The organism is Saccharospirillum alexandrii, from assembly GCF_004000275.1.
Lineage (GTDB): Bacteria > Pseudomonadota > Gammaproteobacteria > Pseudomonadales > Natronospirillaceae > Saccharospirillum > Saccharospirillum alexandrii.
On record NZ_RCIP01000005.1, the window covers coordinates 192,426 to 218,983 of the forward strand.

General features: G+C 57.8%; 19 protein-coding genes. 10 read left to right on the forward strand and 9 right to left on the reverse strand.

Annotated features, from left to right (window positions below):
* Window positions 1–11: 11 nt before the first annotated feature.
* Both EP166_RS18555 and EP166_RS18560 read left to right on the forward strand, forming a co-directional pair.
* Window positions 12–1,121, forward strand: a complete 1,110-nt coding sequence (locus EP166_RS18555; protein WP_127559864.1) for an ABC transporter ATP-binding protein — start codon at window positions 12–14, stop codon at window positions 1,119–1,121.
* Window positions 1,122–1,401: 280 nt separating this feature from the next.
* Window positions 1,402–4,377, forward strand: coding sequence for a bifunctional diguanylate cyclase/phosphodiesterase (locus EP166_RS18560; RefSeq protein ID WP_164744009.1), 2,976 nt, complete (start codon window positions 1,402–1,404; stop codon window positions 4,375–4,377).
* A gap of 16 nt (window positions 4,378–4,393) precedes the next feature.
* Here the strand turns inward: EP166_RS18560 and argH are convergent, their stop codons facing one another.
* A complete protein-coding gene (gene argH / locus EP166_RS18565) occupies window positions 4,394–5,797 on the reverse strand; it encodes an argininosuccinate lyase (RefSeq protein ID WP_127559868.1) in 1,404 nt (467 codons plus the stop codon).
* A gap of 160 nt (window positions 5,798–5,957) precedes the next feature.
* Here argH and EP166_RS18570 point away from each other — a divergent pair, with 160 nt between their 5' ends.
* From EP166_RS18570 to araD1, 6 genes are all read left to right on the forward strand, one after another.
* Window positions 5,958–7,064 carry a sensor histidine kinase gene (locus EP166_RS18570; RefSeq protein WP_246026349.1) on the forward strand — a complete coding sequence of 369 codons (1,107 nt, stop codon included), beginning with the start codon at window positions 5,958–5,960 and terminating at the stop codon, window positions 7,062–7,064.
* Between the two features lie 5 nt (window positions 7,065–7,069).
* Window positions 7,070–7,801, forward strand: coding sequence for a LytR/AlgR family response regulator transcription factor (locus EP166_RS18575; protein WP_246026350.1), 732 nt, complete (start codon window positions 7,070–7,072; stop codon window positions 7,799–7,801).
* Between the two features lie 171 nt (window positions 7,802–7,972).
* Window positions 7,973–8,182, forward strand: a complete 210-nt coding sequence (locus EP166_RS18580; protein ID WP_220432634.1) for a hypothetical protein — start codon at window positions 7,973–7,975, stop codon at window positions 8,180–8,182.
* A gap of 632 nt (window positions 8,183–8,814) precedes the next feature.
* Window positions 8,815–10,356 carry a phosphoenolpyruvate carboxykinase gene (locus EP166_RS18585; RefSeq protein WP_127559874.1) on the forward strand — a complete coding sequence of 514 codons (1,542 nt, stop codon included), beginning with the start codon at window positions 8,815–8,817 and terminating at the stop codon, window positions 10,354–10,356.
* 294 nt (window positions 10,357–10,650) lie between these two features.
* Window positions 10,651–11,370 carry a FadR/GntR family transcriptional regulator gene (locus EP166_RS18590; protein WP_127559876.1) on the forward strand — a complete coding sequence of 240 codons (720 nt, stop codon included), beginning with the start codon at window positions 10,651–10,653 and terminating at the stop codon, window positions 11,368–11,370.
* A 279-nt stretch (window positions 11,371–11,649) separates the two neighbouring features.
* The gene (gene araD1 / locus EP166_RS18595; RefSeq protein WP_127559878.1) at window positions 11,650–12,645 is read left to right on the forward strand and encodes an AraD1 family protein; all 996 of its coding nucleotides are present in this window, start codon (window positions 11,650–11,652) and stop codon (window positions 12,643–12,645) included.
* Window positions 12,646–12,850: 205 nt separating this feature from the next.
* On the opposite strand, the gene EP166_RS18600 is transcribed toward araD1, so the two are convergent.
* The 7 genes from EP166_RS18600 to chvE form a co-directional block, all read right to left on the reverse strand.
* Entirely contained in the window at window positions 12,851–13,759 is a 909-nt protein-coding gene (locus tag EP166_RS18600) for an SMP-30/gluconolactonase/LRE family protein (protein ID WP_127559880.1), read from the reverse strand.
* 12 nt (window positions 13,760–13,771) lie between these two features.
* Entirely contained in the window at window positions 13,772–15,364 is a 1,593-nt protein-coding gene (locus tag EP166_RS18605; protein WP_127559882.1) for an aldehyde dehydrogenase (NADP(+)), read from the reverse strand.
* 62 nt (window positions 15,365–15,426) lie between these two features.
* Window positions 15,427–16,197, reverse strand: a complete 771-nt coding sequence (locus EP166_RS18610) for an SDR family NAD(P)-dependent oxidoreductase (RefSeq protein WP_127559884.1) — start codon at window positions 16,195–16,197, stop codon at window positions 15,427–15,429.
* A 21-nt stretch (window positions 16,198–16,218) separates the two neighbouring features.
* Window positions 16,219–17,982, reverse strand: a complete 1,764-nt coding sequence (locus EP166_RS18615; RefSeq protein ID WP_127559886.1) for an IlvD/Edd family dehydratase — start codon at window positions 17,980–17,982, stop codon at window positions 16,219–16,221.
* A 94-nt stretch (window positions 17,983–18,076) separates the two neighbouring features.
* Window positions 18,077–19,282 (reverse strand): multiple monosaccharide ABC transporter permease, encoded by a 1,206-nt coding sequence (gene mmsB, locus EP166_RS18620; protein ID WP_127559888.1) that lies wholly within the window; start codon window positions 19,280–19,282, stop codon window positions 18,077–18,079.
* 1 nt (window position 19,283) lies between these two features.
* A complete protein-coding gene (mmsA, locus tag EP166_RS18625; RefSeq protein WP_281276813.1) occupies window positions 19,284–20,813 on the reverse strand; it encodes a multiple monosaccharide ABC transporter ATP-binding protein in 1,530 nt (509 codons plus the stop codon).
* 126 nt (window positions 20,814–20,939) lie between these two features.
* Window positions 20,940–21,998, reverse strand: a complete 1,059-nt coding sequence (gene chvE, locus EP166_RS18630) for a multiple monosaccharide ABC transporter substrate-binding protein (RefSeq protein ID WP_127559889.1) — start codon at window positions 21,996–21,998, stop codon at window positions 20,940–20,942.
* 285 nt (window positions 21,999–22,283) lie between these two features.
* Here chvE and thiL point away from each other — a divergent pair, with 285 nt between their 5' ends.
* On the forward strand, window positions 22,284–23,228 hold the full coding sequence (gene thiL, locus EP166_RS18635; protein WP_127559891.1) for a thiamine-phosphate kinase: 945 nt from the start codon (window positions 22,284–22,286) through the stop codon (window positions 23,226–23,228).
* Between the two features lie 29 nt (window positions 23,229–23,257).
* Window positions 23,258–23,737, forward strand: a complete 480-nt coding sequence (locus EP166_RS18640) for a phosphatidylglycerophosphatase A family protein (RefSeq protein ID WP_127559893.1) — start codon at window positions 23,258–23,260, stop codon at window positions 23,735–23,737.
* Window positions 23,738–24,164: 427 nt separating this feature from the next.
* Here the strand turns inward: EP166_RS18640 and ptsP are convergent, their stop codons facing one another.
* Entirely contained in the window at window positions 24,165–26,423 is a 2,259-nt protein-coding gene (gene ptsP / locus EP166_RS18645; RefSeq protein ID WP_127559895.1) for a phosphoenolpyruvate--protein phosphotransferase, read from the reverse strand.
* Window positions 26,424–26,558 lie beyond the last annotated feature (135 nt).

Consider the following 26,558-nt stretch of genomic DNA (forward strand, 5'->3'; position numbering starts at 1 on the left):
GAGTTCTGAACATGGCTGAGCTGAAAATTGACAACGTCTACAAAAGTTTTGGTGAAGAGCACATCCTTAAAGGCATCAGCCTGGATGTAACGGATGGTGAGTTCATCATTCTGGTCGGGCCATCCGGCTGCGGTAAATCCACCCTGTTGAACTGCATCGCCGGTCTGGAGGATGTCACCACCGGTGACATTCTGCTGGGCGACACCAACGTAACCTACGAAGCCCCGAAAGACCGTGACATTGCCATGGTGTTTCAGAGTTACGCGCTGTATCCGAACATGAACGTGCGCAAGAACATCGCCTTCGGCCTGGAAATTCGTAAGATGCCCAAAGCTGAAATCGCTGAAGAAGTGGCACGGGTTGCCAAGCTGTTGCAGATCGAGCCGCTGCTTGACCGCAAGCCGTCTCAGTTGTCCGGTGGTCAGCGCCAGCGAGTGGCGATGGGCCGGGCACTGGCACGCCGCCCCAAGATCTATCTGTTTGACGAACCACTGTCGAACCTGGATGCCAAATTGCGCGTGGAAATGCGCACCGAAATGAAAAAGCTGCACCAACGCCTGGGCACCACCATTGTGTATGTGACCCACGATCAGATCGAGGCGATGACGCTGGCCGACCGCATTGCGGTTATGAAAGGCGGTATCGTGCAGCAGTTCGGTACGCCGCAGGAAGTGTACGATGACCCGGCCAACATGTTTGTGGCCGGTTTCATGGGCTCACCGTCGATGAACTTCCTGCGCTGTGAAGTGACCAAACAGGAGAAAGACTACGCCGTCCAGATCGAATCTCAGGGTACGATCTTCCAGTTGCCGGTCGACCCGAAGCAGGCCGACCTGAGTAGCTATGTGGGCAAGACTGTGGTGCTGGGCATTCGCCCCGAGCAAATTACCCACGTGATGCCGCATCTGGTGGCCGAACAGTACATCACTCAGGTACCGGTGAAGATCGAAGTCACCGAGCCAACCGGTGCCGACACCCTGATTCTCGCCCGGATTAACGACCAGGAATGTGAGTGCCGGGTACACCCCCAGGAGGCCGGTAAAGTCGGTGAATCGATGGACTTGTTGTTCAATATGAGCAAAGCGGTGTTTTTTGACGAACAGACCGAGGCCCGGCTGTAAATCACGACGATCTATTCATGGTGAGTTCTCTTTGCGCAGCCTCCGGGCTGCGTTTTTTGTGATGCACTTCTCGTTTTCCGCCTTTGCGCCGCCTGCCTTATCGTCTTTCTTCCCGGAAAGAATGAAAACTGTCCTTCCAGTTCGTCAAATCTGCGCATACTGACTAAACTGCCAGTAATCAGATCATAAAAGCCTGTCACCCATGCCTTTGAAGGGAAAAAACGCACATTCCAGGGTCGGAAATGACTCGGCCCGACGCCTTGCAGATCCCTCCACCTGGTTGAAACATGCACCACTGGTGCTGTACGAGGCGGAATCGCGGGGTGAGCAAAAAGACCTCTGGGCGCTGAATTATGTGTGCGAGTCGATCGAACAACTGACGGGTTACCCGCCAGACGACTTTCTGGGAGAGAACCCCAGGCGTTATTTGTATCAGATGATTCACCCCAGCGACCGTCGGCGAGTGGGTGCCGAATACGACCGGTGTCGGGCCATGCTGTCGCCCATCTTCATGACCTATCGGATCAAACACCGGGAGCAGGGTTACATCTGGGTTGAAGAGCGTACCAATTTTATTCGGCAGGATAGTGAACACATTGTCTGCCTGGGGTCTTTGGTGGATACCCACGCCCCGGTACGCATCGAAAAGCAAAACGCTCGGCTCGACAAAGTGCTGGCCCGGCTGAATGCCGACGTTGCCGTTGCTACCGGGCAGGATTTCATAGAGCACTTGTGCCGGCGTCTGGCTCTGTTGCTCGAATGCCGGCAAGTGAGCCTGTTTCAGGTTAACGACGACCAGCATCTGGATTGCCTGGTTTCGATTCTGGACGGTCTGATGCAGCCCAGCTACAGCATGCGTCTAACAGACAGTCTACTAGCCCCGCTCGCCAGCCAGTCACACCTGGTGAAAAGCCTTACCGCGGCAGACCGCCAGCACTGGCCGACTCTCGATACCATGGTTCATCTCGAAGCCTTCCGGCTCGACAACCGGCGCGGACGCTGGGTGGGCATACTGGCCATCGACCATGATGAACCGCTGGTGGTTGATTCAGCGCTGTTCCGGGTGCTCGAACTCTATACCGAGCGGGCGGTGACCGAAATTGAACGTCTCGGGCTCGAGGGGCGGTTGCAGGAAAGTGAAGCGCGTTACCGGGCATTTTTCGAGACCGCCGTTCAGGCGTCAATGGTCGTCGACTTGCAAGGCCGGGTGATCAACATCAACCGGGCGGCCGCGAGTCTGTTCGGGGTGCGCGATGAACCGGATGTGCTGCAGTTGCCTTCCATCCTGCCGGATCACCAGCCCGAGGGCTATGAGAGCTGGCCCGCCTTTCTGGCGTTTATCGAACAGGCCAGCGATGCGAAAGCCCGGCAAAGCCAGTGGCAATTGCAAACCCTCGGCGGGTCAGTTCGTACCATGGTGGTGCATTCTTTCAGAGTCAGCGGCAACCTGACCGAAGGGGTGATGCTCTCCTTCGATGACATCAGCGACCGGTTAAGCGCTGAAGTGTCGCTGCGCGAACAGCACCAGTTAATGAATCGGCGGCAGCAGCGCCTGCGGGGGCTGGTTGATGTTGCCACGCGGCTGGAGCGCCAGAGCAGCGTTCGCGATTTTCTGGTGTCCAGTTGCACGGCTCTGACTCAGAAGGTTGGCCTGTCCCAGGTTGCCTGCTACCAGCCGGACAGCGAATTCTGGTATGCCAGCAGCCTCAAGCCAGAACAACGCACCCACTTCCAGGAGCACAGTGAGCCCCTGCAGCAAGCGCTCGCCACTCGTCACATCAGTTGGGGCTCAGACACCAGCCAGTGGTTTTACGTCCCGCTGGTGGTGGATAACCAGGCCGTCGCGGGTCTGGCCATTCTCGGTGATGACCTGATTCTGAACGACCTCGACTTTCTGTCGATGCTGGCTCAAACCCTGAATCTGTCGTTCGATAACCTGATGCAGCGCAAGAATTTGCGCAGCCAGGCCATGCACGACAGCCTGACCGGGCTGGGAAACCGCTCCCAGCTACACCAGTGGATCAGCCAGACGCTTGGACAACAGCCGGATCAGAGCGCAAGCCTGTTATTGTTCGACCTGAACCGCTTCAAGGAGATTAACGATACCCTGGGCCACCATTTTGGCGACCGCTTGTTGTGTGAAATCGGGCCGCGCATTCAACGCATGTTGGAATGGCGCACCAGCCACAACATCGCCCGGCTCGGTGGCGATGAATTTGCGGTCTTGCTGCCCGATGTCAGCCAGCAGGAAGCCCTGGCCGTCGCCGAACGCATGGCCCTGTGTTTGCGTGAGCCCTACCAGATCGACGCCATGCAACTGCAGGTTGAGGCCAGTATCGGCCTGACGCATTACCCCGATCAGGGTCAGGATGGCCACGAACTGCTGCGTTGTGCCGATGTGGCCATGTACGCGGCCAAAGCCAACAACGAATCGGTGGTGGTGTTCGATGCCCATCTTGATGCCCACACCCCCCAGCGCATCGCAGTATTGTCCGAACTGGAGGTGGCGATTGGCGAGGGCCAATTGTGGGTGGCCTACCAGCCAATCATCAGTGCGGCCACCGGCGGCGTCGCCGGCTTTGAAGGGCTGGTTCGCTGGCAGCATCCGGAGCTGGGTGCTCTGTCACCGGCCGAATTCATACCGCTGGCGGAAATGGGGCAGGGCATTCGGCTGATTACCCGCTTTGTACTGGAACAATGCATGGCGCAAATTGTTCACTGGCGTCGCCACCACCCGGACCGCTATGTGGCCGTAAACCTATCGGCGCGCGTATTGCTCGACCAGGCATTGCCAGGGCAAATCGAGCAGTTGCTGGCAAAGTACAAACTGCCGGGCTCGGCGCTGGTGCTGGAGTTGACCGAAAGCACCCTGCTGTCGGATCCGGTGCGGGCGATCACCATCATCAACCAACTGGCTGGCCTGGGCGTTGGGGTTGAAGTGGATGACTTCGGCACCGGTTATTCTTCGCTGGCGTATTTGAAGTCACTGCCGATTCAGGCACTGAAAATCGACAAGAGCTTCATCGATGATTTGCTGGTGGACTCGCAAGACAGAGTCATCGTTGAGTCGACCATTACCATGGCGCATAACCTGGGTCTGAAAACCGTCGGGGAAGGGGTAGAGAACGAGGCCACCTTTCACGAACTGGTGCGCCTGGGCATTGATTCATTGCAGGGGTACTATTTTGCCAGACCATTGGCCGCGGCTGATATGACCGAATGGCTGGACGACTATCACCGCTCGCTGGAGTGGTGATCGTCGTCCTTCGTTATTATCGGCTGGCCAGCAGAACACCGGCCCGTGCGGCCGCTGCTCGAACCTGATTGGGTGCGGTGCCACCCAGGTGATCGCGAGCTGCAACCGAGCCTTCCAGCGTCAGCACATCGAACACGTCGGCGGTGATGGTGTCGCTGAACGGGGTCAGCTCATCGAGCGTCATTTCACTCAGGTCTTTGCCCTGGGCCAGGCCGTAGGCCACGCTCTTGCCAACCACCTCGTGCGCATCGCGAAACGCCATGCCTTTCTTCACCAGATAATCCGCCAGGTCTGTCGCCGTACTGTACCCACGCAGCGCCGCTGCTTTCATGACCGCGGGCTTGGCCTCAATGTAAGGCACCATGTCGGCGAAGGCACGCAGACTGCCCGCCAGGGTATCGATGGTGTCGAACAGCGGCTCCTTGTCTTCCTGGTTGTCTTTGTTGTAGGCCAGCGGCTGGCTTTTCATCAGCGTCAGCAGACTCATCAGGTGGCCATACACCCGGCCGGTCTTACCACGCACCAGTTCCGGTACATCGGGGTTCTTCTTCTGCGGCATGATGCTGGAACCTGTGCAGAAGCGGTCTGGCAGGTTGATGAAATCGAACTGGGCCGAGGCCCACAACACCAGCTCTTCCGACATGCGCGACAGGTGCATCATCGTCAGCGACGCCCAATGGGTGAATTCGATGGCAAAGTCACGGTCCGAGACCGAATCGAGCGAGTTCTCGGAAGCGCGGTCGAAGCCCAGCAACTCGGCAGTACGCTCACGGTTAATCGGAAAGGTGGTACCCGCCAGCGCTGCGGCACCGAGCGGCAGTATGTTTACCCGTTTGCGGCAATCCTGCAGGCGCTCGAAATCCCGTTGCAGCATTTCATTCCAGGCCAGCAGGTGATGACCAAAGGTGACCGGCTGAGCCGTTTGCAAGTGGGTAAAGCCGGGCATGATGGTATCGGCCTCGTTCGTGGCCAGGGTGACCAGGCCGCGCTGCAACCGGGTCAGTTCGGTGCTCAGGCCGTCGATGGCTTCGCGCAGGTACAGCCGAATATCGGTGGCGACCTGGTCATTCCGGCTGCGACCGGTGTGCAGCTTTTTGCCAACCGGCCCAATCTTGGCGGTCAGGGCCGATTCGACGTTCATGTGCACGTCTTCAAGCGTCACCGACCAGACCTGCTGACCGGATTCGATGTCGGCCTGGACGGCCTTAAGGCCATTCACGATCTGTTCACATTCGTCAGCAGTCAGCACTCCGACTTCAGACAGCATGGTCGCATGGGCAACGGAACCCTGAATGTCATGTCGGTACAGACGCTGATCGAATTGAATGGAGGCGGTAAATTCGGCCACAAACGCATCGGTTGCTTCGGCAAAACGGCCACCCCAGGCGGCATTGGTGCTTTGAGCGTGGTCATCAGACATGATTACAGGGTTCCTTGGGCACAGTGAAGGGGCATTATATCGGCTTGACCGGCGTTGGCTATGGGTATTGGGGTCCGGTCGCTTGATCCCCGGACAAGCACGGGGGACACTGAGCCCTTGTCTCACGCAGATTAACAGGCAGGTCGCGTTCTTGAAGCCAGTGAAAAACCCCTCTCTCAACGCCAATCAGCCCTCTCTGGTGCTGCCCGATTTGTGCACCGCCACCTCGGTTTTTTTTCTGGTGCTGGTATCGGAGTTGCTGGTGCTGGTGTGGGTGCTGCTGCAGTCGGGCATCGACTGGATTCAACTGGGTGCCATGAGCCTGACCGTGCAGTGGATCGTATTGCCTTCGGCGGCCCTGTTGTGCCGGTTGCGCCGCTGGCTGGCCCGCAGCCCGCTGTGGCTGGGCTGGCTGGTCGCGTTCTCGACAGTGTCGGGGGTCGGTTTTGTGGTCAGCGTGGTTGGCAGTGTGGTGGTGTTTGGGGGCTGGGCTGCAATAGACCCGGTGATGGTACTGCGCCACACCGCAGCGACGGCCATTATTGCGGCCTTGTTGCTGCGCTATTTTCAACTGCAACAGGCGGTGGTGGATCGCTCCCGGGCGGAGCTTTCGGCACGCATTGAAGCGTTGCAAAACCGCATTCGGCCGCATTTTTTGTTTAATAGTCTGAACACCATTGCGGAATTGATTGCGACCCGCCCCGAGGCGGCCGAACAAGCGATCGAAGATTTGTCCGGGCTGTTTCGGGCCAGCCTGAAAGAAGCGACCACGTTCTGGAGCCTCAGCGACGAGCTGGCGCTGGTCGATGGTTATCTTTCTCTGGAGCAATGGCGCCTGGGTGACCGCTTGACCGTGGTATGGCAGACGCCGCGGCCGACGGCGCGGTGGTCGGTTCCGGTGCTGATCCTGCAGCCACTGATTGAGAACGCCATTGTGCACGGCATAGCCCCGAGCGTTAACGGTGGGCAGTTACTGATTCGCTGCCGGGAGAAAAACCGCCAACTGATTATTGAGATTGAGAACCCGCTGGTCAGGTCGCCGGCGGCGCCGGAACCCACCGCTGAACAGGGGGCGGAGCGACGCCGAACCCCCCGGGGAAATCAGGTTGCGCTGGAAAACATTCGCCATCGTCTGGCAACCTTATATGGGGATGCCGCCAAACTCTATGCGGCGGCCGATGAGCGAACCTATCGGGTTCGTTTAACCTTGCCCGCCACCTTGCTGGTGCGCGGGAACACGCACCGTAACAACAGGAGCAACCCTTGAAAGTCATGGTCGTAGACGATGAGCCACTGGCCCGGGAGCGCCTGCTCAGACTATTGCAGTCGGAAGACAGCGTGACGCAGTGCGTCACCGCCGCCAATGGTCAGGAGGCCTTGCGCCGGCAAATGGATGACCCGGCCGATCTGGTGCTGCTCGACATTCGCATGCCCGGACTCAGTGGGCTGGAGTTGGCGGCTGAATGGTCGCAGCAGCCGAACCCGCCGGCCATCGTCTTCTGTACCGCTTACGATGATTACGCCCTGGAAGCGTTTCAGGTTCAGGCCGTCTCCTATTTGATGAAGCCGGTAAAGTCGGCCGACCTGCATCAGGTGCTGGCCCAGGCCAGCCAATTGAACCGGGCACAACTGACCGCTCTGAGCGGAGCGGATATCGGCCCGGTGATCGCGTTGCAAACCGGTCGCGGTAAAGAGCGCATCCCGCTGAACGATGTGTTTTGTTTCCGCGCCGACCAGAAATACGTTGTCGCCCAGTGCCGACAAGGCGAGCGGCTATGCGATTACAGCCTGAAACAGCTTGAAGAACGCTTTCCCGAACACCTGGTGCGGGTGCATCGGACCACCCTGGTTCCCAAAAGCCGGCTGGAAAAGCTGTCGCGGGATGCCCAGGGCGGTATTTGGCTGAATGTACGCGGGTTGGACGAACCGGTTACCGTCAGCCGACGTTTTGCTCGTGAATTACGACCGCTGTTCAATGATTCAACGGACTGGTCGGATTCATAGCGGACGAGGCTGACCAAATAGGTAGCGTGTTGTGCGATTTTGTTTGCGAAACACCCAAATAGGTTTTATAAAAGAACGGTGTGTGATTTTGGGAGTCGTTGCCAATAGGCCTCATTCCGTGATGCCTTAACGTCGGCAACGCCTGCCAATCCGTACGAAAAGGGGATCAAGGTGAGTGATAATAACAAGTCGGGCAAGTTGATGCCGGAACAGACAGAGGCTGAACGTCAGTTGGCCGACCGGGAAGCGCTGCGGTCGCAAATGGCCAGTGAAGTGGAAGCCTTTTTGAAAGCAGGCGGTAAGGTCGAGCAAGTCGAGCGCGGGAAGCGAGCCGACCCGCCGCGCAAGCCCGAGAGCCAGTATGGCAGTCGCCCGATTTGACAGGGCTATTCCGGAATCGATAACCGGTTGAGCCTTGCCATCAGCGACCGATTGTATGAACAGACGCTGTGGTTGAGCGCATGTGGCTGTAAATCCTGGTCTGGAAGACTCATGCACCACTACGAGGGTGGACAGCAATGTCTTTTCGGTGCTCCCACGGCGATACGATCGATACCAGTGAACACAGTGTTTCAAAAAAAACATCAATGAAATCGAATTACCAAAACTGCTCCAGACGCCAGGTAATCTTGTAACTTAACAACATTTGGCTGGCTGCGCCTGACAAAACCCTGCCTCGTCCTGACACCCGAAAACCGGGTTGATTGCCCGATTATTGATCATTCTTTCCATCGAATCCTGCATCAATGCTCAATCAATGCGCACAAAGCCCCAGTTCGTGCGCTAGAGCGGCGCAATGGCTGAGGGCGACGACGGGCATATCAAAAACTGACCGGATGGGTTGGATGTCGTTTTCTTTCAGTAGACTACGGCATCGCGTCGCTTGTCAGAAAATTATTGACGAAATATCGTTTCTTGCCAGTGCCGGTGGGCAGTACACTCCCTGCAACTATCAACACATATCAACTATAACGATCCGCTGGACAATCCCCCTATTAAGGAGATAACCGCTAATGGCCGCTTTTTCCCCTCACGCTCACGTGGACTTGAGCACCCCGCTGTTGCTGGAGTTTGCTGTCCGCCGCGAAGAAGGTGAGTTTGCCAATAACGGGGCCTTTGTTGCCCGAACCGGTGAGCGCACCGGCCGCTCTCCGAAAGACCGCTTTATCGTCAAAGAAGCTGGCAGCCAGGATGACATCGAATGGGGGGCGGTCAACCGCGCCTTTGATTCAGCCCGATTTGATGCCCTATGGCAACGCGTCAGCGACCACCTGGCCGATCGTGAGCATTTCGTCGGTCATCTGGAAGTCGGTTCAGCCGCACAACACAGTGTGCCAATCAGAGTAACCACCGAACTGGCCTGGCATCAGGTGTTTGCCCGCAACCTCTTTATTGTGGCTGACGAGTGGAACGCACAGAATAAAGACAGCTGGCAGGTCTTGAACGTCCCCAGTTTTGTCTGCAATCCCGAGCGTGATGGCACGGCCAGCGACTCTGCCTGCATCATCAATTTCGAGCAGCGCAAGGTGCTGATTGCCGGGTTGTATTACGCCGGTGAAATGAAAAAAGCCATGTTCTCGGTGCAAAACTTTTTGTTGCCAGCTCAGGACGTGCTGCCAATGCATTGCTCGGCCAACGTCGGTGACGATGGCAAGACCACTCTGTTCTTTGGTTTGTCCGGCACCGGAAAGACCACGCTCAGCGCCGACCCGGAGCGCTTTCTGATCGGCGACGATGAACACGGCTGGGGCCCGGGAGTGGTGTTCAATATTGAAGGTGGCTGCTATGCCAAGTGCATCGACCTGACCGAGAAAAATGAACCGCTGATCTGGAAAGCGATTCGCTTCGGTACCATTCTGGAAAACGTGGTGCTCGACGATCAGCGCGCGCCGGATTACACCGACGACAGCCTGACCCAGAACTCCCGCGCTGCCTACCCGCTGGAACACATTGAAAAACGCCAGTTGAGCAACCAGGGTGATGAACCCAATGCCGTGGTGTTCCTGACGTGTGATTTGAATGGTGTATTGCCGCCCGTGTCCAAATTGAGCAAGGAAGCGGCTGCCTACCACTTCCTCAGTGGCTACACGGCGCTGGTCGGTTCAACCGAAATGGGGGCAGGCAAGGGCATCAAGACCACCTTCTCCACTTGCTTTGGTGCGCCTTTCTTCCCACGCCCGGCCGGTGTTTACGCCGAGCTGCTGATGAAGCGGGTCGAGTCGGCCGGAACCGATGTCTACCTGGTCAACACAGGCTGGACCGGTGGCGCCTACGGCGAAGGCAAGCGGTTCAGCATTCCGGTCACCCGGGCGGTGATCACGGCGATCACCAATGGGGAACTGGCCAATGTTGAAACCCGACATATCGATGGCCTGAACCTCGATGTTCCTGTGGCTGTCCCCGGTGTGGATGATGAACTGCTGGTTCCGCGAAATACCTGGGCTGACCCGGCCGCATACGATGCCAAGGCCGCTGCGCTGATTGAAGAGTTCAATCAGAACTTTGCAAAGTATGACGTCTCAGACGCCATTAAAGCCGCAGGCCCCCAGGGCTGATTCCCCGCAGTATCCTTTCCCCTGAGACTCCCCGGGCCTGCAGAAGGCCGGGGTGTCTGTCTTTTCAGGCATCGCGCCAAACACCCTGATTGTAATCCGGGTTACATCGATTGTGTCTGAACGGTCTCGGTCGTGCGTATTACAGTAGACATCCACTGGAAAAATCCTGATTGTGGGCCGATACTGTAGGTCGTTGCTGTTTATGTGATATAATAGGATAAATGTCTGGGCGTCGATGCCCGTTCACCGATGATAGTCCCGGTAACCGAGCTGGGCTAAAGAAGAGTTTAGTGCATGGCCGTTCTAGAGCGAAATCTTAGTCTCTCCCAACGCATGACCCAGGAATTGGGCCGGTCGATTGTGTGCGGTGAGTTTAACGCCAATGAAAGCTTGCCCAGCGAAGCGGTGCTGTGTGAAAGCTTTGGTGTCAGCCGCACAGCGGTGCGTGAAGCGGTAAAAATGCTGTCGGCCAAAGGCCTGATCTCCAGCCGCCAGCGTCAGGGTATTCGCATCCTGCCGGAAGAAGAATGGAATATTCTGGATTCCGATCTGTTGCGCTGGTCGCTTGAAAGTAACCCTTCGATGCGTGTGCTGAAAGAATTCCTGCAAATGCGCATCGCCATCGAACCAGCCGCTGCAGCGCTGGCGGCCCAAAACGCTCGTCCGGAGCGGCTCGCGACGATCCGTGAAGCGCTGGAGCGGATGGACCAGGCTAAATCCGGCGGCCCGGAGCAGGCACTCGAAGCCGATATCGATTTTCACATCAGCATTCTCTATGCCAGCGAAAACCGGTTTTTCATTCGCATGCGTGACTTCACCCGCACGGCACTGAACGTCAGCATCCGCCATACCAACGTGATCAAAAGCAACCCGGGCGGCGTGGTGCATGATCACTCACTGGTTTACGACGCCATAGCAGAGGGCGATGCAGAGCTGGCCAAGCAACGCATGTTTCTGCTGATCGACGAAGCCCTCACCTTTATTGAGCAAGAGCTGGAGAAGTCGGTTAACTGATCTCAGTGACAACTGGCTATCTTCAGCTAATTCTTTTGCCGATTTTATTCCGTTAATTTCGCCTCACGCATGGCCAGCGCGCGCCCTTCTCCTGCAGTCGTCTCATTTCCAGGTGTCTTTTACCAAAGCGTCCCGACTGGCGCTCAGACGGGGTTGTTGACAGCAACTATCAGACACTCTATCGTTTCATTATGGTATTATAATACAAATAAAAGTTGAATCCTTCGTTCTGCTGCGACTGACAGAGCCCAGAGAATAAAATAAAAAAAGGTAACCAAGATGAGACTGATCCAGTTTTTGACGTCCGAAAACAAGCCTGCCCTCGGTCGGGTATGTTCCAATTCTGAAGTTCAGGTAGTGGGTGCGGTGTCCACGCTTTATGAATTGGCGCAACGCGCCCTGGCTGAATCCACCCAATTGGTCGAGCTGGTTGAACAACTGGCCACCGACGAACGTGTCGATTATGACCAGTTGGAGAGCGAACAACGGTTGCTTGCGCCCTTCGCCCATCCAGACCCCGCGCATTTGTTTGTCACAGGTACAGGCCTCACCCATCTGGGCAGCGCCGACACCCGCGCCAACATGCACGCCAAAACCAGCGGCAAGGCCGAGTCTGAACTGACGGACAGCATGAAAATGTTTCAGCAAGGCGTTCAGGGCGGCAAGCCGGAAGACGGAAAAGTCGGCGCCCAGCCCGAATGGTTCTACAAGGGTAACGGCAACATCGTTGCAGCACCGGGCAAGGCCCTTCAGTCTCCGGACTTCGGGCTTGATGCCGGCGAGGAACCGGAAATCGCCGGATGCTATATCAACGATGAGAAAGGCCAGCCATGGCGTATTGGCTTTGCCCTTGGCAACGAATTCTCCGATCACAAAACCGAACGCCAAAACTACTTGTTGCTGGCGCACTCCAAACTCAGACCCTGCTCCGTTGGCCCGGAAATTCTGATCGGTGACTTGCCCGCTGAAGTGCGTGGGCAGTCACGCATCGTGCGTAACGGCGAAGTGATTTGGGAAAAGCCTTTCCTCAGTGGCGAAAGTAACATGAGCCACAGCCTTGCCAACCTGGAACACCACCACTTCAAATACAGCCTGTTTCGTCAGCCGGGTGATGCCCATGTGCATTTCTATGGCACGGCCACATTAAGCTTTGCCGATGGCATTGAAACCCGTGAGGGCGACGTATTCGAAATATCGGCTGAAGGGTTTGGCCGGGCGCTGCGCAACCCCATCGCCATTGCCGAGCCGACTGGTGAGCCGGTGAAAGTACTGTAAGGCGGCCATAAAAAAAGCCCCCGATTGCGGGGGCGAAGGTCGAGGTCTGGTGACAGTGGACCGCATCGGCTACCGGGTATGCCCTTGTGGGGTCGGCGTTAATCCATCCATGGAGCCTAGGCCGCAGCATCCTTGCTGCGGACTACCCCACAAGGGCACACCCGGCACCCGCTGCTAGTCTCGTTAGCGAACTCCGAACCTTGAGTCACTTAGCTTGAGGCTTGGGTATACGTGCTTCATCTGGCGTGCATTCCGCTAGGCCTCGATAAGGTGTTGCATACGCCAGTACATGTCCGGCCATGGGTTCGGCTTTTCGCTGTTGTTCTGTCATGTCTTCCGTAGCGGAAGTAACGAACAGAACATCCAGGTTGGGTCCTCCAAAGGCGACACAGGTTGGTTGAGAGACCGGTAAATCGTGCAGGGCGGTTAGCTCACCTTCAGGACTGAACCGGGCTATACCACTGCCGCCAAAGAGCGCGCACATTAAATGGCCGCTGGCATCAATGGCAGCGCCGTCCGGCTTGCCGCGTGGTACCTCGGCGAACAGCTTCGCACCACTGAGGCCGCCGCATTCCGGGGCGAAATCGAAAGTTCGAATCTGGCCGGTCGGGGTATCAGCGTGGTACATGCGTTTGCCATCCGGGCTCCAGCATAGTGCGTTGGGGATGGTCAGATCGTGAAGTACTGAGTGAACACCCGCTTCGTCCAGCCGGTACAGCGTGCCGGTCGGTTTTCGATCGCCGTGATCCTGCATGGTGCCCGACCAGAAACGACCCTGGCGGTCGACACGGCCATCGTTAAACCGGTTCCCCGGTTTTCCGGTTTCCGGTTGGGCGATCCAGCTCAGGTCGCCGGTTTCGGGTTGATACAGCGCAAAGCCAGTCGCAAAGCTGGCCAGCAAGCGAACGGGGTCGGTTGAGAGAATGCCAAAGGATGTCAGCCGGTCCGGCGTTCGCCACTGATCCAGAGTCCGGCTTTGCCAGTCGAAACGATAGAGACGGCTGTTGTGAATGTCGGTCCACCACAGGCTGTTGCTTTGGGCGTGCCATTGCACGCCCTCACCCAGGGTGTTGGCAACATCAATCGAGATCAGAAGCTCAAGCGAGTCTGTCATATCGGTTGCCTCCTAGATCTGGCCGTCCTGCCATTCACCGTTAACCAGGCGTCTCAGCCCCCAGGGGTTGTCGTTACGCAGTGCGGGCGGCAACAAGTCTTGTGGGCTGTTTTGATAGCAAACCGGGCGAACAAAGCGGTCGATGGCGGCGGTACCGACTGACGTAAAACGGCTGTCGGTCGCTGCGGGGAAAGGGCCGCCATGCATCATGGCATCGGTCACTTCCACACCGGTCGGAAAGTTGTTGAACACAACCCGGCCGACTCGCTGCTCCAGCAATCGGACCAGTTCTTTAGCATCGGCCAGTTCCGCTTCGGTGCCGTGCAGCGTTCCGGTCAGCTGTCCGGACAGGCTATTGATGACCTGGCTGAGTTCGTCGGTGTCGCGGCACTCAACCACCAGAGAGCAGGGGCCGAACACTTCTTCCTGCAACGCCGGGTTGGTGATGAAATCCCCGGCATTGACCGCGTACAGATAAGCCTGGCCACAAAACCCGGCGTCAGTTTCCTGGGCTTTACCGGTAGAGACCTGACGGACGCCGGGTTGGTCGGACAAATGAGCAGCACCCGAGGCATACCCTTCGGCGACGGCCTGGTTCAGCATCACACCGGCCGGTTTGTCGGCCAGTGCTGCCCCGGTTGCTTCCATGAAGGTGTTCAGTTCAGGGCCCTTTAGTCCGAGAACCAGGCCAGGGTTTACGCAGAACTGGCCGGTGCCCAGCGTCAGTGAACCGACAAACCCTTCAGCGATCTCTGCGGCCGATGTTTTGAGTACCTCGGGCAAAACCACAAGCGGGTTGATACTGCCCATCTCTCCGAAAAACGGAATCGGGTCCGGGCGGTTGCTGGCCAGTTTATACAGAGCCATGCCACCGCGGGTCGAGCCGGTAAAGCCGACGGCTTTTACTTCGGGTGCGGTCACCAGGTTGACGCCGATTTCATTGCGATTGCCCGCTAGAAAACTGATAACACCGGCTGGCATATCGCATTGCTTCGCAGCACGGGCCAGTGCCTGGGCAACCAATTCACCGCTGCCCGGATGCGAGTTGTGGCTTTTCACGATCACCGGGCAACCCGCCGCCAGTGCCGACGCGGTGTCGCCGCCAGCGGCCGAGAAGGCCAGAGGGAAGTTGGATGAACCGAACACGACAACCGGGCCTATTGGGTGCTTGCAAAACCGAATGTCAGGACGCGGCATGGGCTGGCGGTCGGGCAGGGCGGTGTCGATACGGGCATCGAGGTAATCGCCTTTAACAAGGTGTTTGGCGAACATTCGTAACTGGCCGCAGGTACGGCCGCGCTCACCTTCGGCGCGGGCACGAGGGTAGCCGGTTTCAGCGGATACGCGATCAAGCAGTTCGTCGCCCAGCGCCATGATTTCTTCGGCACAGGTTTCCAGAAAGCGACTGCGCTCCCCGGGGCTGGTTGCTGCAAAAACAGGCGCTGCCGCAGCGGCCGCTGCCGTTGTTGCTCTGAGCTGTTCTTCGCTGGCGAAGCTCAGCTCCGGAGCAAGCTTTTCACCCGTAGCCGGGTTGATGGCATGGTAGCTTCCGCTGGTGCCGGTTTGCCATTGTCCGCCGATCAGTTGTTTGCCTGTAACGCTCATGCGAATCACCTTTTAATTTTGTATTGAATGTCGGGGCGGCTGAGAGAGCCTGTGAACAGCCTCTAAATCCAGCCGCCGTCCACGATGAAGTCCTGTGCTGTGCACATATAGCTGTCGTCCGAAGCCAGAAACAGCGCCATGGCGCAAATGTGCTCCGGCATCAGCGAGCCTTTAATGCATTGGCTCTGGTCAATCACCTTTTTGGTGTCATCATTGACCCAGTTGTTGAGCTGGCGTTCGGTCATTACCCAGCCCGGGGTCAGGGTGTTTACCCGAATCCGGTCTGGCCCCATGTCGCGTGCCAGGCCCCGGGTTAGGCCCAGCACAGCGGCCTTGGAGGTGGTATAGCCGGTCATGTTGCCCTGGCATTCATGCCAGCTCATAGAACCGAAATTGATGATGGAGCCGCCGCCCAATCCTTTCATGTGGTCATACACGGCCTGGGCTGCAAAAAACTGCGGTCGCAAATTGATGTTGATGCGTTCGTTCCAGTAGTCGGGTGTGACCTCGCGAAAGTCGTGCCGGGTATCCTGAGCGGCATTGTTGACCAGCACGCCAATGGGGCCAAACCGTTCGCGCACCTCGCTGATGATCGCCCTCAGGCGCTCGACATCGACCAGGTCGCAGGGGTAGAAGTGGGCGCTTTCGTGGCCAAGCCCACCGTTAACCCGGTCGGCCAGCTCGCGGGATTCCTCCTCCAAAATATCGACAAACACCACGGTCGCTTGCTGGTGGCAAAAGGCTTCAACGAGGCTGGCGCCAATGCCGGAACCACCGCCGGTAATGAAGACCACCTTGCCCGCCAGGCTGGGGTATGTATTGCTCAGGTTCATAGTGTCTCCCGTTAAACCGGATCAGTGTGAGTGGCGCGGTACGGCGGCGCCGCGGCAGCCCACCAGAAAATCGAAGTCGCAGCCTTCGTCGGCTTGCAATACCCGGTCGCGATACAGTTCCTGATAGCCGCCGGTTCGGGCGATCACCTGGTCTGATTTCAGGGCGGCCAGTCGGCTGTTCAGCTCGGCATCGGACACTTCCAGTTCGAGCACGCCGTTTTCGGCATCGAGCCGGATCATGTCGCCATCCTGCACCGCGGCCAATGGACCCATGTCCATGGCTTCGGGTGCAACGTGCAATACCACGGTGCCGAAGGCAGTGCCGCTCATGCGTGCATCGGAAATGCGGACCATGTCGGTGATGCCTTTTTTCAGCAACTTCGGGGGCAGCCCCATATTGCCGACTTCCGCCATGCCCGGGTAGCCTTTTGGCCCGCAGTTTTTCAGCACCATGACGCAGGTTTCATCGATGTCCAGATCCGGGTCGTCGATGCGCGCCTTGTAGTGATCAATGTTCTCAAACACCACAGCCCGGCCGCGATGGTTCATCAAGGTTGGCGTAGCAGCGGAGGGTTTCAAAACAGCGCCACGCGGTGCCAGGTTGCCACGCAATACGCAAATGCCGCCGTTGCTGACCAGAGGTTTATCGAACGGCAAAATCACGTCGTCGTTATGACAGGGTGCTTCGCGGTTGTTCTCCCACAGCGTTTTGCCGTTCACGGTCAGTGCATCCCGGTTCAGCAGATCGCGCTCGCCGAGGCGGCGCAATACCGCAGGCAGGCCTCCGGCGTAATAGAATTCTTCCATCAGATACTGGCCGGAAGGCTGCAGGTTGACCATGGTGGGTACTCCCCGGCCATGATTCCAGTCTTCCAGACTCAGATCCACACCAATGCGACCGGCAATGGCCTTGAGATGAATCACCGCATTGGTGGAGCCGCCGATGGCCGCGTTGGTGCGAATGGCGTTGATGAAGGCATCCCGGGTTAGAACTTTCGACAGCCGCAGGTCTTCATGCACCATTTCCACGGCGCGCATGCCAGACATGTGTGCCAGCACATAGCGGCGCGAATCCACAGCGGGAATGGCCGCATTGTGCGGCAGGCTGGTGCCGAGTGATTCCGCCATGCAGGCCATGGTAGAGGCGGTTCCCATGGTGTTGCAGGTACCGGCCGAGCGGGACATGCCGGCTTCGGCATCGAGAAATTCATGCAGGCTGATCTTGCCTGCCTTGTACTCTTCATGCAGGCGCCAGACCAGGGTGCCGGAGCCCACGTCCTTGCCCTGGTGCTTGCCGTTCAACATCGGGCCGCCGGTGACGACAATGGTCGGCAGGTCGCAACTGGCGGCGCCCATCAACAGCGCCGGGGTGGTTTTGTCACACCCGACCAGCAGTACGACGCCATCGATCGGGTTGCCGCGAATCGCCTCTTCGGTGTCCATGGACGCCAGGTTACGGGTCAGCATGGCGGTAGGGCGCAGATTGGACTCGCCGTTGGAAAACACCGGGAATTCGACCGGAATGCCGCCCGCCTCGCGGATGCCGTTTTTAACGCGCTCGGCGATGGTGCGAAAGTGGGCGTTGCAGGGTGTCAGCTCCGACCAGGTGTTGCAGATGCCGATGACCGGCTTGCCTTCAAAGTGGTGGTCGGGAATGCCCTGGTTTTTCATCCAGCTGCGGTACATGAAGCCGTTCTTGTCGCGTGTTCCGAACCACTCTGCAGAGCGCAGCCGGGTTCCGCCCGTATCGCTGTTTTTCTTGTCATTATCGTTACGACGAGTCATCAGGAAACCTTATTTGTAATACATTAATATAATAGTCCAATTAACCGGGTTCACTGTCAACCCGTGTCACTCGCGAATAGCCCTGAAGGGCCGGCTAGCCAGCCTTGTTCTTGTTGTAAACATCGAAAATAACCGCCGCGAGCAGAACCAGACCTTTAATCACCTGCTGCCAGTCGATACCGACACCCATGATCGACATACCGTTGTTCATCACCCCCATGATCAGAGCGCCGATGACAGCGCCGATGATCTTGCCCGAGCCGCCACGCATCGAAGCGCCACCGATAAACACCGCAGCAATAACGTCGAGCTCGAAAGCCAGCCCTGCCTTGGGAGTGGCCATGTTCAGCCGGGCGGCAAACACCATGCCGGCCAGCGCCGCGAGCATGCCCATATTGGCGAAAGTCAGAAAGGTGAGGCGTTGGGTGTTAATGCCCGAGAGCATGGCCGCTTTTTCGTTACCACCGATGGCGTAAATCCGGCGACCAAAGGTCGTGCGCTGGGTCACAAAGGTATAAACGGAAATCAGCAGCGCCATCAGAATCAACACATTGGGCGCCCCTTTATAGGTAGACAGCAAATAGGTGATGTACAGAATGGCCAGGATAATCAGGGCGTTGCGTGCCACGAAAAACAGCACCGGTTCCAGTGTTGAACCGTAGCTTGCCTGTTTCTGGCGAGTGCGAAGATTGAAGTAGACCAGTAAGGTCGCTGTCGCCGTACCCAGCAGCATTGACGTCACATGGAAGTCACTGGAGGGAAACAGGTCGGGCAGAAAGCCGGTGCTCAGCTTCTGAAACTGATCCGGGAAGGGCCCAACCGATTGCCCGTTCAGCAGCCACAACGTCAGCCCTTTGAATACCAGCATGCCGGCCAGGGTGACGATAAACGCCGGAATGCGGTAATAGGCGACCCAATAACCCTGGGCCGCACCGATCAGGGTGCCGACCATCAGGCAGACGATAAAGGTCACCGGGTAGCTGATGTCGTAATTGACCATCATCACCGCCGCCAGGGCGCCGATAAACCCGAGTACAGACCCTACCGACAGGTCGATATGACCACAGACAATCACCATCAGCATGCCCAGCGCCATGATGATGATGTAGCTGTTCTGCAGAAAGAGATTGGTCAGGTTGATCGGCTTCATCAGAATGCCGTCGGTCAGAAATTGAAACAGCCCCATAATGACGACCAGGGCAATAAGAATGCCGTATTCGCGCAGATGGGTTTTGAAAAAACCGCCCATGGAAGCGGTGCTGTGTTGGGGTTTATCGACGGAGGTAGCTTGTGTCGACATGTTAGTGTCTCCCGGATTGAATGATCATGGTCATGATCGCTTCTTGCGAAGCGTCTGCCTTTGGCATCTCGCCCACCAGCTCACCTTCGTTCATAACGTATATCCGGTCGCTGATGCCGAGCAGTTCCGGCATTTCCGATGAGATGACGATGATGGCTTTTTGTTGCGCAGCCAGTTCGTTGATGATGTTGTAGATTTCGTATTTGGCCCCGACATCAATGCCCCGCGTCGGCTCATCGAGAATCAGCACGTCGGGGTCGGTGAATAACCACTTCGACAGCACCACTTTTTGCTGGTTGCCGCCAGAAAGGTTGACGGTTTTCTGATTCACATCGGGGCTTTTGATGTTGATCTTTCGCCGGTAGTCTTCAGCGACGGCCTGTTCATGGTTGTCGTCCATAATGAAGCCATTGCTAACGCCGCCCAGGTTGGCCATTGAGATGTTGCGCGAGATGGTATCGTCTAGCACCAGGCCATAGGTTTTGCGATCTTCCGTTGCGTATGCCAGGCCGCAGTTAACCGCCTTTTGCACGGTGCCCAGGTCGACTTCTTTCCCGTGCAGGCAGGCTTGTCCGGATATTTTCTGGCCATAGGTTCGGCCGAAAATGCTCATGGCCAATTCGGTGCGGCCAGAGCCCATCAACCCGGCAATGCCGACGATTTCTCCGGCCCGAACCTCAAGGCTGACGTTCCGAATCATCTGCCGGTCGGCATGCTGCGGGTGATAAACGTTCCAGTTGCGAATGGTGAAGATCACCTCGCCGATGTCGGGCGTTCGCGGCGGAAAACGGTCCGACAGATCGCGGCCGACCATATCGGCGACGATGCGGTTTTCACTGATCGGCTCTTGCGAACAATCGAGTCGGCTGACGGCTGCACCATCGCGAATTACCGTGACGGTATCGGCTACTTTTCGAATCTCATTGAGCTTGTGGGAAATCAGAATGGAGGTAATGCCGTTGCGTTTGAACTCGAGCAATAAGTCGAGCAGGGCATCACTTTCTTTTTCGTTCAGACTCGCGGTGGGTTCATCCAGTATCAGCAGTTTTACGTCTTTCGACAGCGCCTTGGCGATCTCCACCAACTGCTGTTTACCCACCCCGATGTTGCCCACCAGCGTGCCGGGTGGTTCGGTGAGGCCCACTTTGGCCAGCAGGCCTTCGGTTTGTGAAAAGGTTCTTGGCCAGTCAATAATACCGTTGGCGGTTTGTTCGTTGCCGAGATAAATGTTCTCGGCAATCGACAGCAGCGGCACCAGGGCCAGCTCCTGGTGAATAATAATGATGCCGAGCGATTCGCTGTCGGAAATGTTTTTAAACTCGCGCTTTTCGCCCTGAAACAGAATGTCGCCGTCGTAAGTACCGTGCGGATACACTCCGCTTACGACTTTCATCAGCGTCGATTTACCGGCGCCGTTCTCGCCAACCAAGGCGTGAATCTCGCCATCCCTGACCTGAATGCTGACGTCGTCCAACGCCTTCACACCCGGAAAGGTCTTGGTGATGTGGCGCATTTCGAGGATGGTATCCACAGAGTGCCCTCGTCGTAACTGCGTTAATCGAAAACAGACGCGCCCGCAGTGACCCGACACGAAAGGCCAGGTCACTGCGGCAAGGCTCACGCCTTGCCAGGGGCGTCGTTGGTCGGGGACGCCCGCTTAGCGAATGTCGTCCATGTCGTAGTAACCGCTGTCGATCAGAACGCTTTCCCAGTTGGAAGCATCCACACTGACGGGTTTCAGCAGGTAGGAAGGCACCACTTTAATGCCGTTGTCGTAGGTTGAAGTGTCGTTGATTTCCGGATCGCTGCCCTCGAACAGGGAGTCGACCATACCAACGGTCACGCGGGCCAGTTCGCGGGTGTCTTTGAACACCGTCATGGTTTGCTCACCAGCAAGAATGGATTTAACCGACGGGACTTCAGCATCCTGTCCGGTAATGACCGGCATGGGCAGATCATCAGAACCGTAACCCACGCCTTTCAGCGAAGAGATGATGCCGATGCTCAGGCCATCGTACGGCGACAGCACCGCATCGACTTCTTCATCGGAGTAGTAGGCACTCAGCAGGTTATCCATACGGGCCTGGGCGACCGAACCATCCCAGCGCAGGGTAGAGACGGTGTCCATACCGGTCTGGCCGCTTTGCACGACGAGTTGGCCGTTATCAATGTAAGGCTGCAGAACCGACATGGCGCCGTTGTAGAAGAAGTAAGCGTTGTTATCGTCTGGTGAACCACCAAACAGTTCGATGTTGAAGGGGCCATCGCCGTTTTCCAGACCCAGGGCTTGTTCGATGTAGCCCGCTTGCAGCACACCGACCTGGAAGTTATCGAAGGTGGCGTAGTAATCGACATGTTCGGAGCCCCGAATCAGACGGTCGTAGGCGACTACTTCAATGCCCATGCTGGCGGCCTGGTCGAGCGCAGACGACAACGTGGTGCCATCAATAGAGGCAATAACCAAAACGTCCACACCTTTGACGATCATGTTTTCGATCTGTGACAGCTGGGTAGGAATATCGTCTTCGGCGTATTGCAGTTCAGTGTCGTAACCGGCTTCTTCAAACTGCGCCACCATGCTTTCACCATCGGAAATCCAGCGAGCCGACGACTTGGTGGGCATGGAGATGCCAACCGTTTCAGCAATGGCGATGCCAGAGAAGGCAATTGAACAGGACATGACTGCGGCCGCGAGCGCGGTGGTAGGGTTTTTCATCGTTGTCTCCCTAGGCAATGGGGATTAAGCCGGTTGAGTACCGGTCTGTTCCTCAGCGCCTGGTTTATTGTTGTTTGAGTAAGCTAATCCGATTGGTATGAGCCGTCTGTTTGCTGAAACCGCTCGCAGACAAGGTGCTTACCAATCACCAGCTAGCTTGATATGTAATATAATATAATAAGATGAAAGGCGCAAACCACAGAGTCAGATCCGTTCGCCCTGAACCGGCACGAGCGTGCCTGGCTGCATCTTGCCTTTCCCGGGCCGCAACGCCACACTCCCGCCATGAACGAATTCGAGCTCATAGAGCATTATTTTCGCGGCTGGCGCGGCGCCCATCCGGACCTGATACTGGGGCAGGGCGATGATTGCCTGATCTGGCACCCGCGCCGACCAACGGTGATGTCGATTGATACCGCCGTCGCCGGCCGGCACTTTCCCGAAACGGCTACCGGCGCCCAGGCCGCCCAGCGAGCCTTTCTGCCCGCGCTCAGCGACCTGGCCGCCATGGGCGCCGAACCGGCGTTCTTTACGCTTGCCCTCACCTTGCCCAGCCCAATTGACCACACCTGGCTCGAAGCATTCGCCGGTCGTTTGCGTGAACTCAGCGAGCACTATGGCCTGGTGCTGGCCGGGGGCGATACCACCTCGGGCCCGGCCCGGGTGATCAGCTTGCAAATGCACGGCCTGGTTGATGCACCGCTGCGGCGCAATGGCGTACAACCGAACGACGACCTCTGGGTATCGGGCTTCCCCGGGCGAGCTGCGGCCGCCTTACCGGCAGTGCTCAACCCGGCCTGGGCTTCGGCGCCCGCCGACTGGCTGGCGGCCTACTGGGCACCCGAACCTCGCCTTGAGCTGGGCCAACGGTTAATCGGCCTGGCCAGCGCAGCCATCGATGTCTCGGATGGCCTGGCCGCCGACTGCGGGCACCTGGCCAAAGCCAGTGGCCTGACCCTGGTGATCGATACCGACACACTGCCGCAAGCCCCCAGTTTCCGGGGCTACCCCGAAGAAGAGGTGTTGTCGTGGATACTGAGCGGGGGCGACGACTACGAACTGGCCTTTACCGCCGCCCCCGGTCAGCGCAACGCCATTGCGGCGCTGGCTGCAACACTCAATGTGCCGCTGACCCGCATCGGCCAGGCACAGACAGGCGACGGCCAGGCGCTGATTCGGCATAATGGCGAGGCTCACGCCCTGAGTGAGACAGGCTTTCAACACTTCTGACCCGACCGCTTTTCAACAGGATGTAACGGATGATTGAACCGAGTGCCCGCCGCTGGCATAACCACTGGACGCATTTTCTAGCCTTCGGCCTGGGCAGTGGCGCCGCGCCCAAAGCGCCCGGCACCTTCGGCACCCTGGCGGCCATTCCCCTGTTCCTGCTGCTCTCCCTGTTGCCGCTCTGGCTCTATCTGGTTGTGGTGGTGGCGTCATTTGTTCTGGGCTGTTACCTCTGCGATCGGGTATCCCGAGACATGGGAGTGCACGACCACGGCGGCATCGTCTGGGATGAGTTCGTCGGCTTCTGGATCACCATGATCGCCGTGCCGGTCAGCCTATGGACGGTCGTGCTGGGGTTCATCCTGTTCCGGATATTCGACATCATCAAACCCTGGCCCATCGGCTGGCTAGACCGGCGCGTTGAAGGCGGGCTGGGCATCATGATAGACGACGTCATTGCAGGTATTTTTGCAGGCGTGATTCTGCATGTACTTGTGTGGGTGGTTTTGTAGCTCAGCCACTAGCTCAAGTCTCGGAATTCGCGGTTGGCTTCGGTGCCAGGAGTCCGCACCGGCTACCAGGTAGGTCCATCGGGGGTCGGCGTTAACCCATCCATGGGGCCTGGACCGCAGGGTATGAATCCCATCCATGGGATTCACCCTTCGGGCTCGCTGCGCACATGCTAAAACGCTCCTGGCGTTTTAGTCCTTGCTGCGGACCACCCTCAATAGGCCTACCTGGCATCCAGTGCTAACCCTGTGCCAACGAACTCCGAAACTTAAGTTATGTTTTGAGAATTGCCACACGAGACCAGCGTTGGATGCCGGTAGTGCCTCGAAGGGGGAGTCCGCAACATGGATGTTGCGGCCTAGGCTCCATGGACGGATTCACGCCGACCCCTTCGAGGTACTACCGGTGTCCGACGCGGACCAAAGCCACCTACTGGATCAAGGCACCCAAGCCAAGCTCGCGGATATGGTCGTTGATCATGTCGCGCAGGTCTTGCTCGGTGCGGTAGTTTTGGGCGCGGTCGAGCAGGCTGACGCAGTCGCTGATGTGCAGATAGCGGATCAGCCACTTGATGCGGGGCAGGTGGAAGGCCGAGAGGCTCAGGGTGCGAACGCCCATCCCCAGCAGAAGTACCACCGCGACTGGGTCGGTCGCCATTTCCCCGCAGATACTCACTGGCAAATTCAGCCGCTTGCACTCTCGCACCAGGCCGCGCAAAGCGCTGATCACCGCCGGGTGCAGGTGGCTGTAGAGTGAGGCTACCTTGGGGTTGTTGCGATCGACCGCCAGCAAATACTGGGTGAGGTCGTTGGAGCCGATCGAGACGAAATCGATGGTGTCGCGCAGGCGTGGCAGCAGCCAGAGCACCGCAGGTACTTCCACCATAATGCCGACCGGCGGTTTGCTGACCGGGTAGCCTTCTTCCTTCAACTGAGCGACGGCCTCATCGACAATGGCGTGGAACCGCTCCAGCTCGTCTTCGCGACTGAGCATTGGAATCATCAGTTGCAGGTTGTCGTTATCGACGTTCGCGATCAGCATGGCGCGAATCTGGTCGAGGAGAATGTTGCGGTAATCGAGCGTGAAGCGCACACCGCGCCAGCCCAAAAAGGGGTTCTGCTCCTTGATCGGGAAATAGGGCAGGGCCTTGTCGCCACCGATGTCGAGGGTACGCATCACCACCGGTTTGGGCGAATAGGCACTGAGTACGCCCCGGTAAATTCGCACCTGCTCTTCCTCGGTCGGGAAGGTATTGTGCGCCATGAACGGAATTTCCGAGCGATACAGGCCGATGCCTTCGGCGCCCCGTTCCAGGCCCGGCGTAATGTCAGCCAGCAGACCGGTGTTGGTGTACAACCGAACCCGCTGCCCGTCTTTGCTTTCTGCCGGCAGGCTCTTCAAATGCGACAAGTCCGCCTGCAGGGCTTTTTCCTGGCGCGCCATGCGTTGGAATTCGTTCAGCAACGCCACCGGCGGGTGGCCGATGACCAGGCCACGATAGCCATCGATGATGATTTCGGTTTTATCGAGGCTGCTCAGGTCTTCATCGCCAATGCCCACTACGGCAGGAATACCCAGCGCATTGGCCAGCACCGCCGTGTGTGACAGTGCCGACCCTTCCAGGCTGACAATGCCTACCAGCTTATCGTGATCGATGCGGGTAAAGTGCGAGATGTTGATCTCGCGGCCCACCAGAATCACCGGGTTTTCCGGCTGCATGCGCTCATTGAGTTCTTCGTGCAAATGCCGGTAAACCCGCACCCCCAGCACCCGCAAATCTTCCGCCCGGGCTTTCAGGTAGGGGTCGTCCATGGCTTCGAATACCGCGATCTGGCTGAGCATGGCCCGTTTTAATGCCGTGCTGGCGCTGACGCCCAGCTGAATTTCATCGGCAATGGCCTGTTTCAGTTCCGGGCTTTGCAGCAACAATTTATAGACGTCGAGCAGCGAATTCAGCGTGTCGTTGCTGTTGCTGCCAAGTTGGTCCAGGCCGGTGTCGAGTTCATCCCGGGTGTCGGCCATGGCTTCGGCGATTCGTTTCTGTTCGTAGTCAATGCTGGTGCCATCGCGCTCGGGAATGTCGTCGAGGCGCACATCGTCTTTCACCAGCCAGGCGGTCGCAATCTGAATGCCGGGGGCGCCTTTAATGCCCTGAAAGCGCAGTACCGGAACGTGGTCGTCCGTCACCAGCGGGCGAGTGGCTTTTTTCAGGTTGCCGGCAAGGCTGCCCGCCATGTGCGCGGCCATGGTGATCAGAAAGGCTTCTTCTTCCTCAGTAAAGCGCCGGGTCTCCTGCACCTGCACCACCAGCACGCCGAGCGTCTGGCCGAGGTGGATGATGGGCACGCCCAGAAAGCCCTGAAAATCTTCTTCACCGGTCTGTTCGAAATAGCGAAAGCGCGGGTGGTGTTCGGCGTTATCGAGGTTCAGCGGGTGCTGGCGCTGGGCAATGGTGCCCACCAGGCCCTGCCCGGGCGCCATGCGCGTGGTGCCGATGGACTCTTCCGACAAACCCAGCGTGGCTGTTAACACCAGTTCACCCTGCTCATCCATCACATAGAGGCTGCACACGTCCACCTTCAGGGCCGTGCGAATGCGATCCACGATCAGGCGCATCAGCGATGCGCTGTCCGGCGCCTGGGCGGCGGAGATCAGGATGCGTTTGGCAGTAATCAGCGGGTTGAGCATGGATGTCCTGTGGCCAAGCGTTCAATCGGAAAGTGAGTCATAGCGCTATTGTCGCTGGTTTTTGGGTTGAGCACCACTGGTCCTTGGTGGCACCCGGGTGTGGCCGACTGATCATTTCATACACTTTGATGAACA

What these genes read in the sequence shown, in the direction of transcription:
- EP166_RS18610 (WP_127559884.1), bottom strand. Translation starts at nt 16,197, where the DNA reads ATGAACCTGAGCAATACATACCCCAGCCTGGCGGGCAAGGTGGTCTTC.
- argH (WP_127559868.1), bottom strand. Translation starts at nt 5,797, where the DNA reads ATGTCTGATGACCACGCTCAAAGCACCAATGCCGCCTGGGGTGGCCGT.
- EP166_RS18605 (WP_127559882.1), bottom strand. Translation starts at nt 15,364, where the DNA reads ATGAGCGTTACAGGCAAACAACTGATCGGCGGACAATGGCAAACCGGC.
- ptsP (WP_127559895.1), bottom strand. Translation starts at nt 26,423, where the DNA reads ATGCTCAACCCGCTGATTACTGCCAAACGCATCCTGATCTCCGCCGCC.
- EP166_RS18615 (WP_127559886.1), bottom strand. Translation starts at nt 17,982, where the DNA reads ATGACTCGTCGTAACGATAATGACAAGAAAAACAGCGATACGGGCGGA.
- chvE (WP_127559889.1), bottom strand. Translation starts at nt 21,998, where the DNA reads ATGAAAAACCCTACCACCGCGCTCGCGGCCGCAGTCATGTCCTGTTCA.
- mmsB (WP_127559888.1), bottom strand. Translation starts at nt 19,282, where the DNA reads ATGTCGACACAAGCTACCTCCGTCGATAAACCCCAACACAGCACCGCT.
- EP166_RS18575 (WP_246026350.1), top strand. Translation starts at nt 7,070, where the DNA reads ATGGTCGTAGACGATGAGCCACTGGCCCGGGAGCGCCTGCTCAGACTA.
- EP166_RS18555 (WP_127559864.1), top strand. Translation starts at nt 12, where the DNA reads ATGGCTGAGCTGAAAATTGACAACGTCTACAAAAGTTTTGGTGAAGAG.
- EP166_RS18585 (WP_127559874.1), top strand. Translation starts at nt 8,815, where the DNA reads ATGGCCGCTTTTTCCCCTCACGCTCACGTGGACTTGAGCACCCCGCTG.
- thiL (WP_127559891.1), top strand. Translation starts at nt 22,284, where the DNA reads ATGAACGAATTCGAGCTCATAGAGCATTATTTTCGCGGCTGGCGCGGC.
- EP166_RS18600 (WP_127559880.1), bottom strand. Translation starts at nt 13,759, where the DNA reads ATGACAGACTCGCTTGAGCTTCTGATCTCGATTGATGTTGCCAACACC.
- EP166_RS18590 (WP_127559876.1), top strand. Translation starts at nt 10,651, where the DNA reads ATGGCCGTTCTAGAGCGAAATCTTAGTCTCTCCCAACGCATGACCCAG.
- araD1 (WP_127559878.1), top strand. Translation starts at nt 11,650, where the DNA reads ATGAGACTGATCCAGTTTTTGACGTCCGAAAACAAGCCTGCCCTCGGT.
- EP166_RS18640 (WP_127559893.1), top strand. Translation starts at nt 23,258, where the DNA reads ATGATTGAACCGAGTGCCCGCCGCTGGCATAACCACTGGACGCATTTT.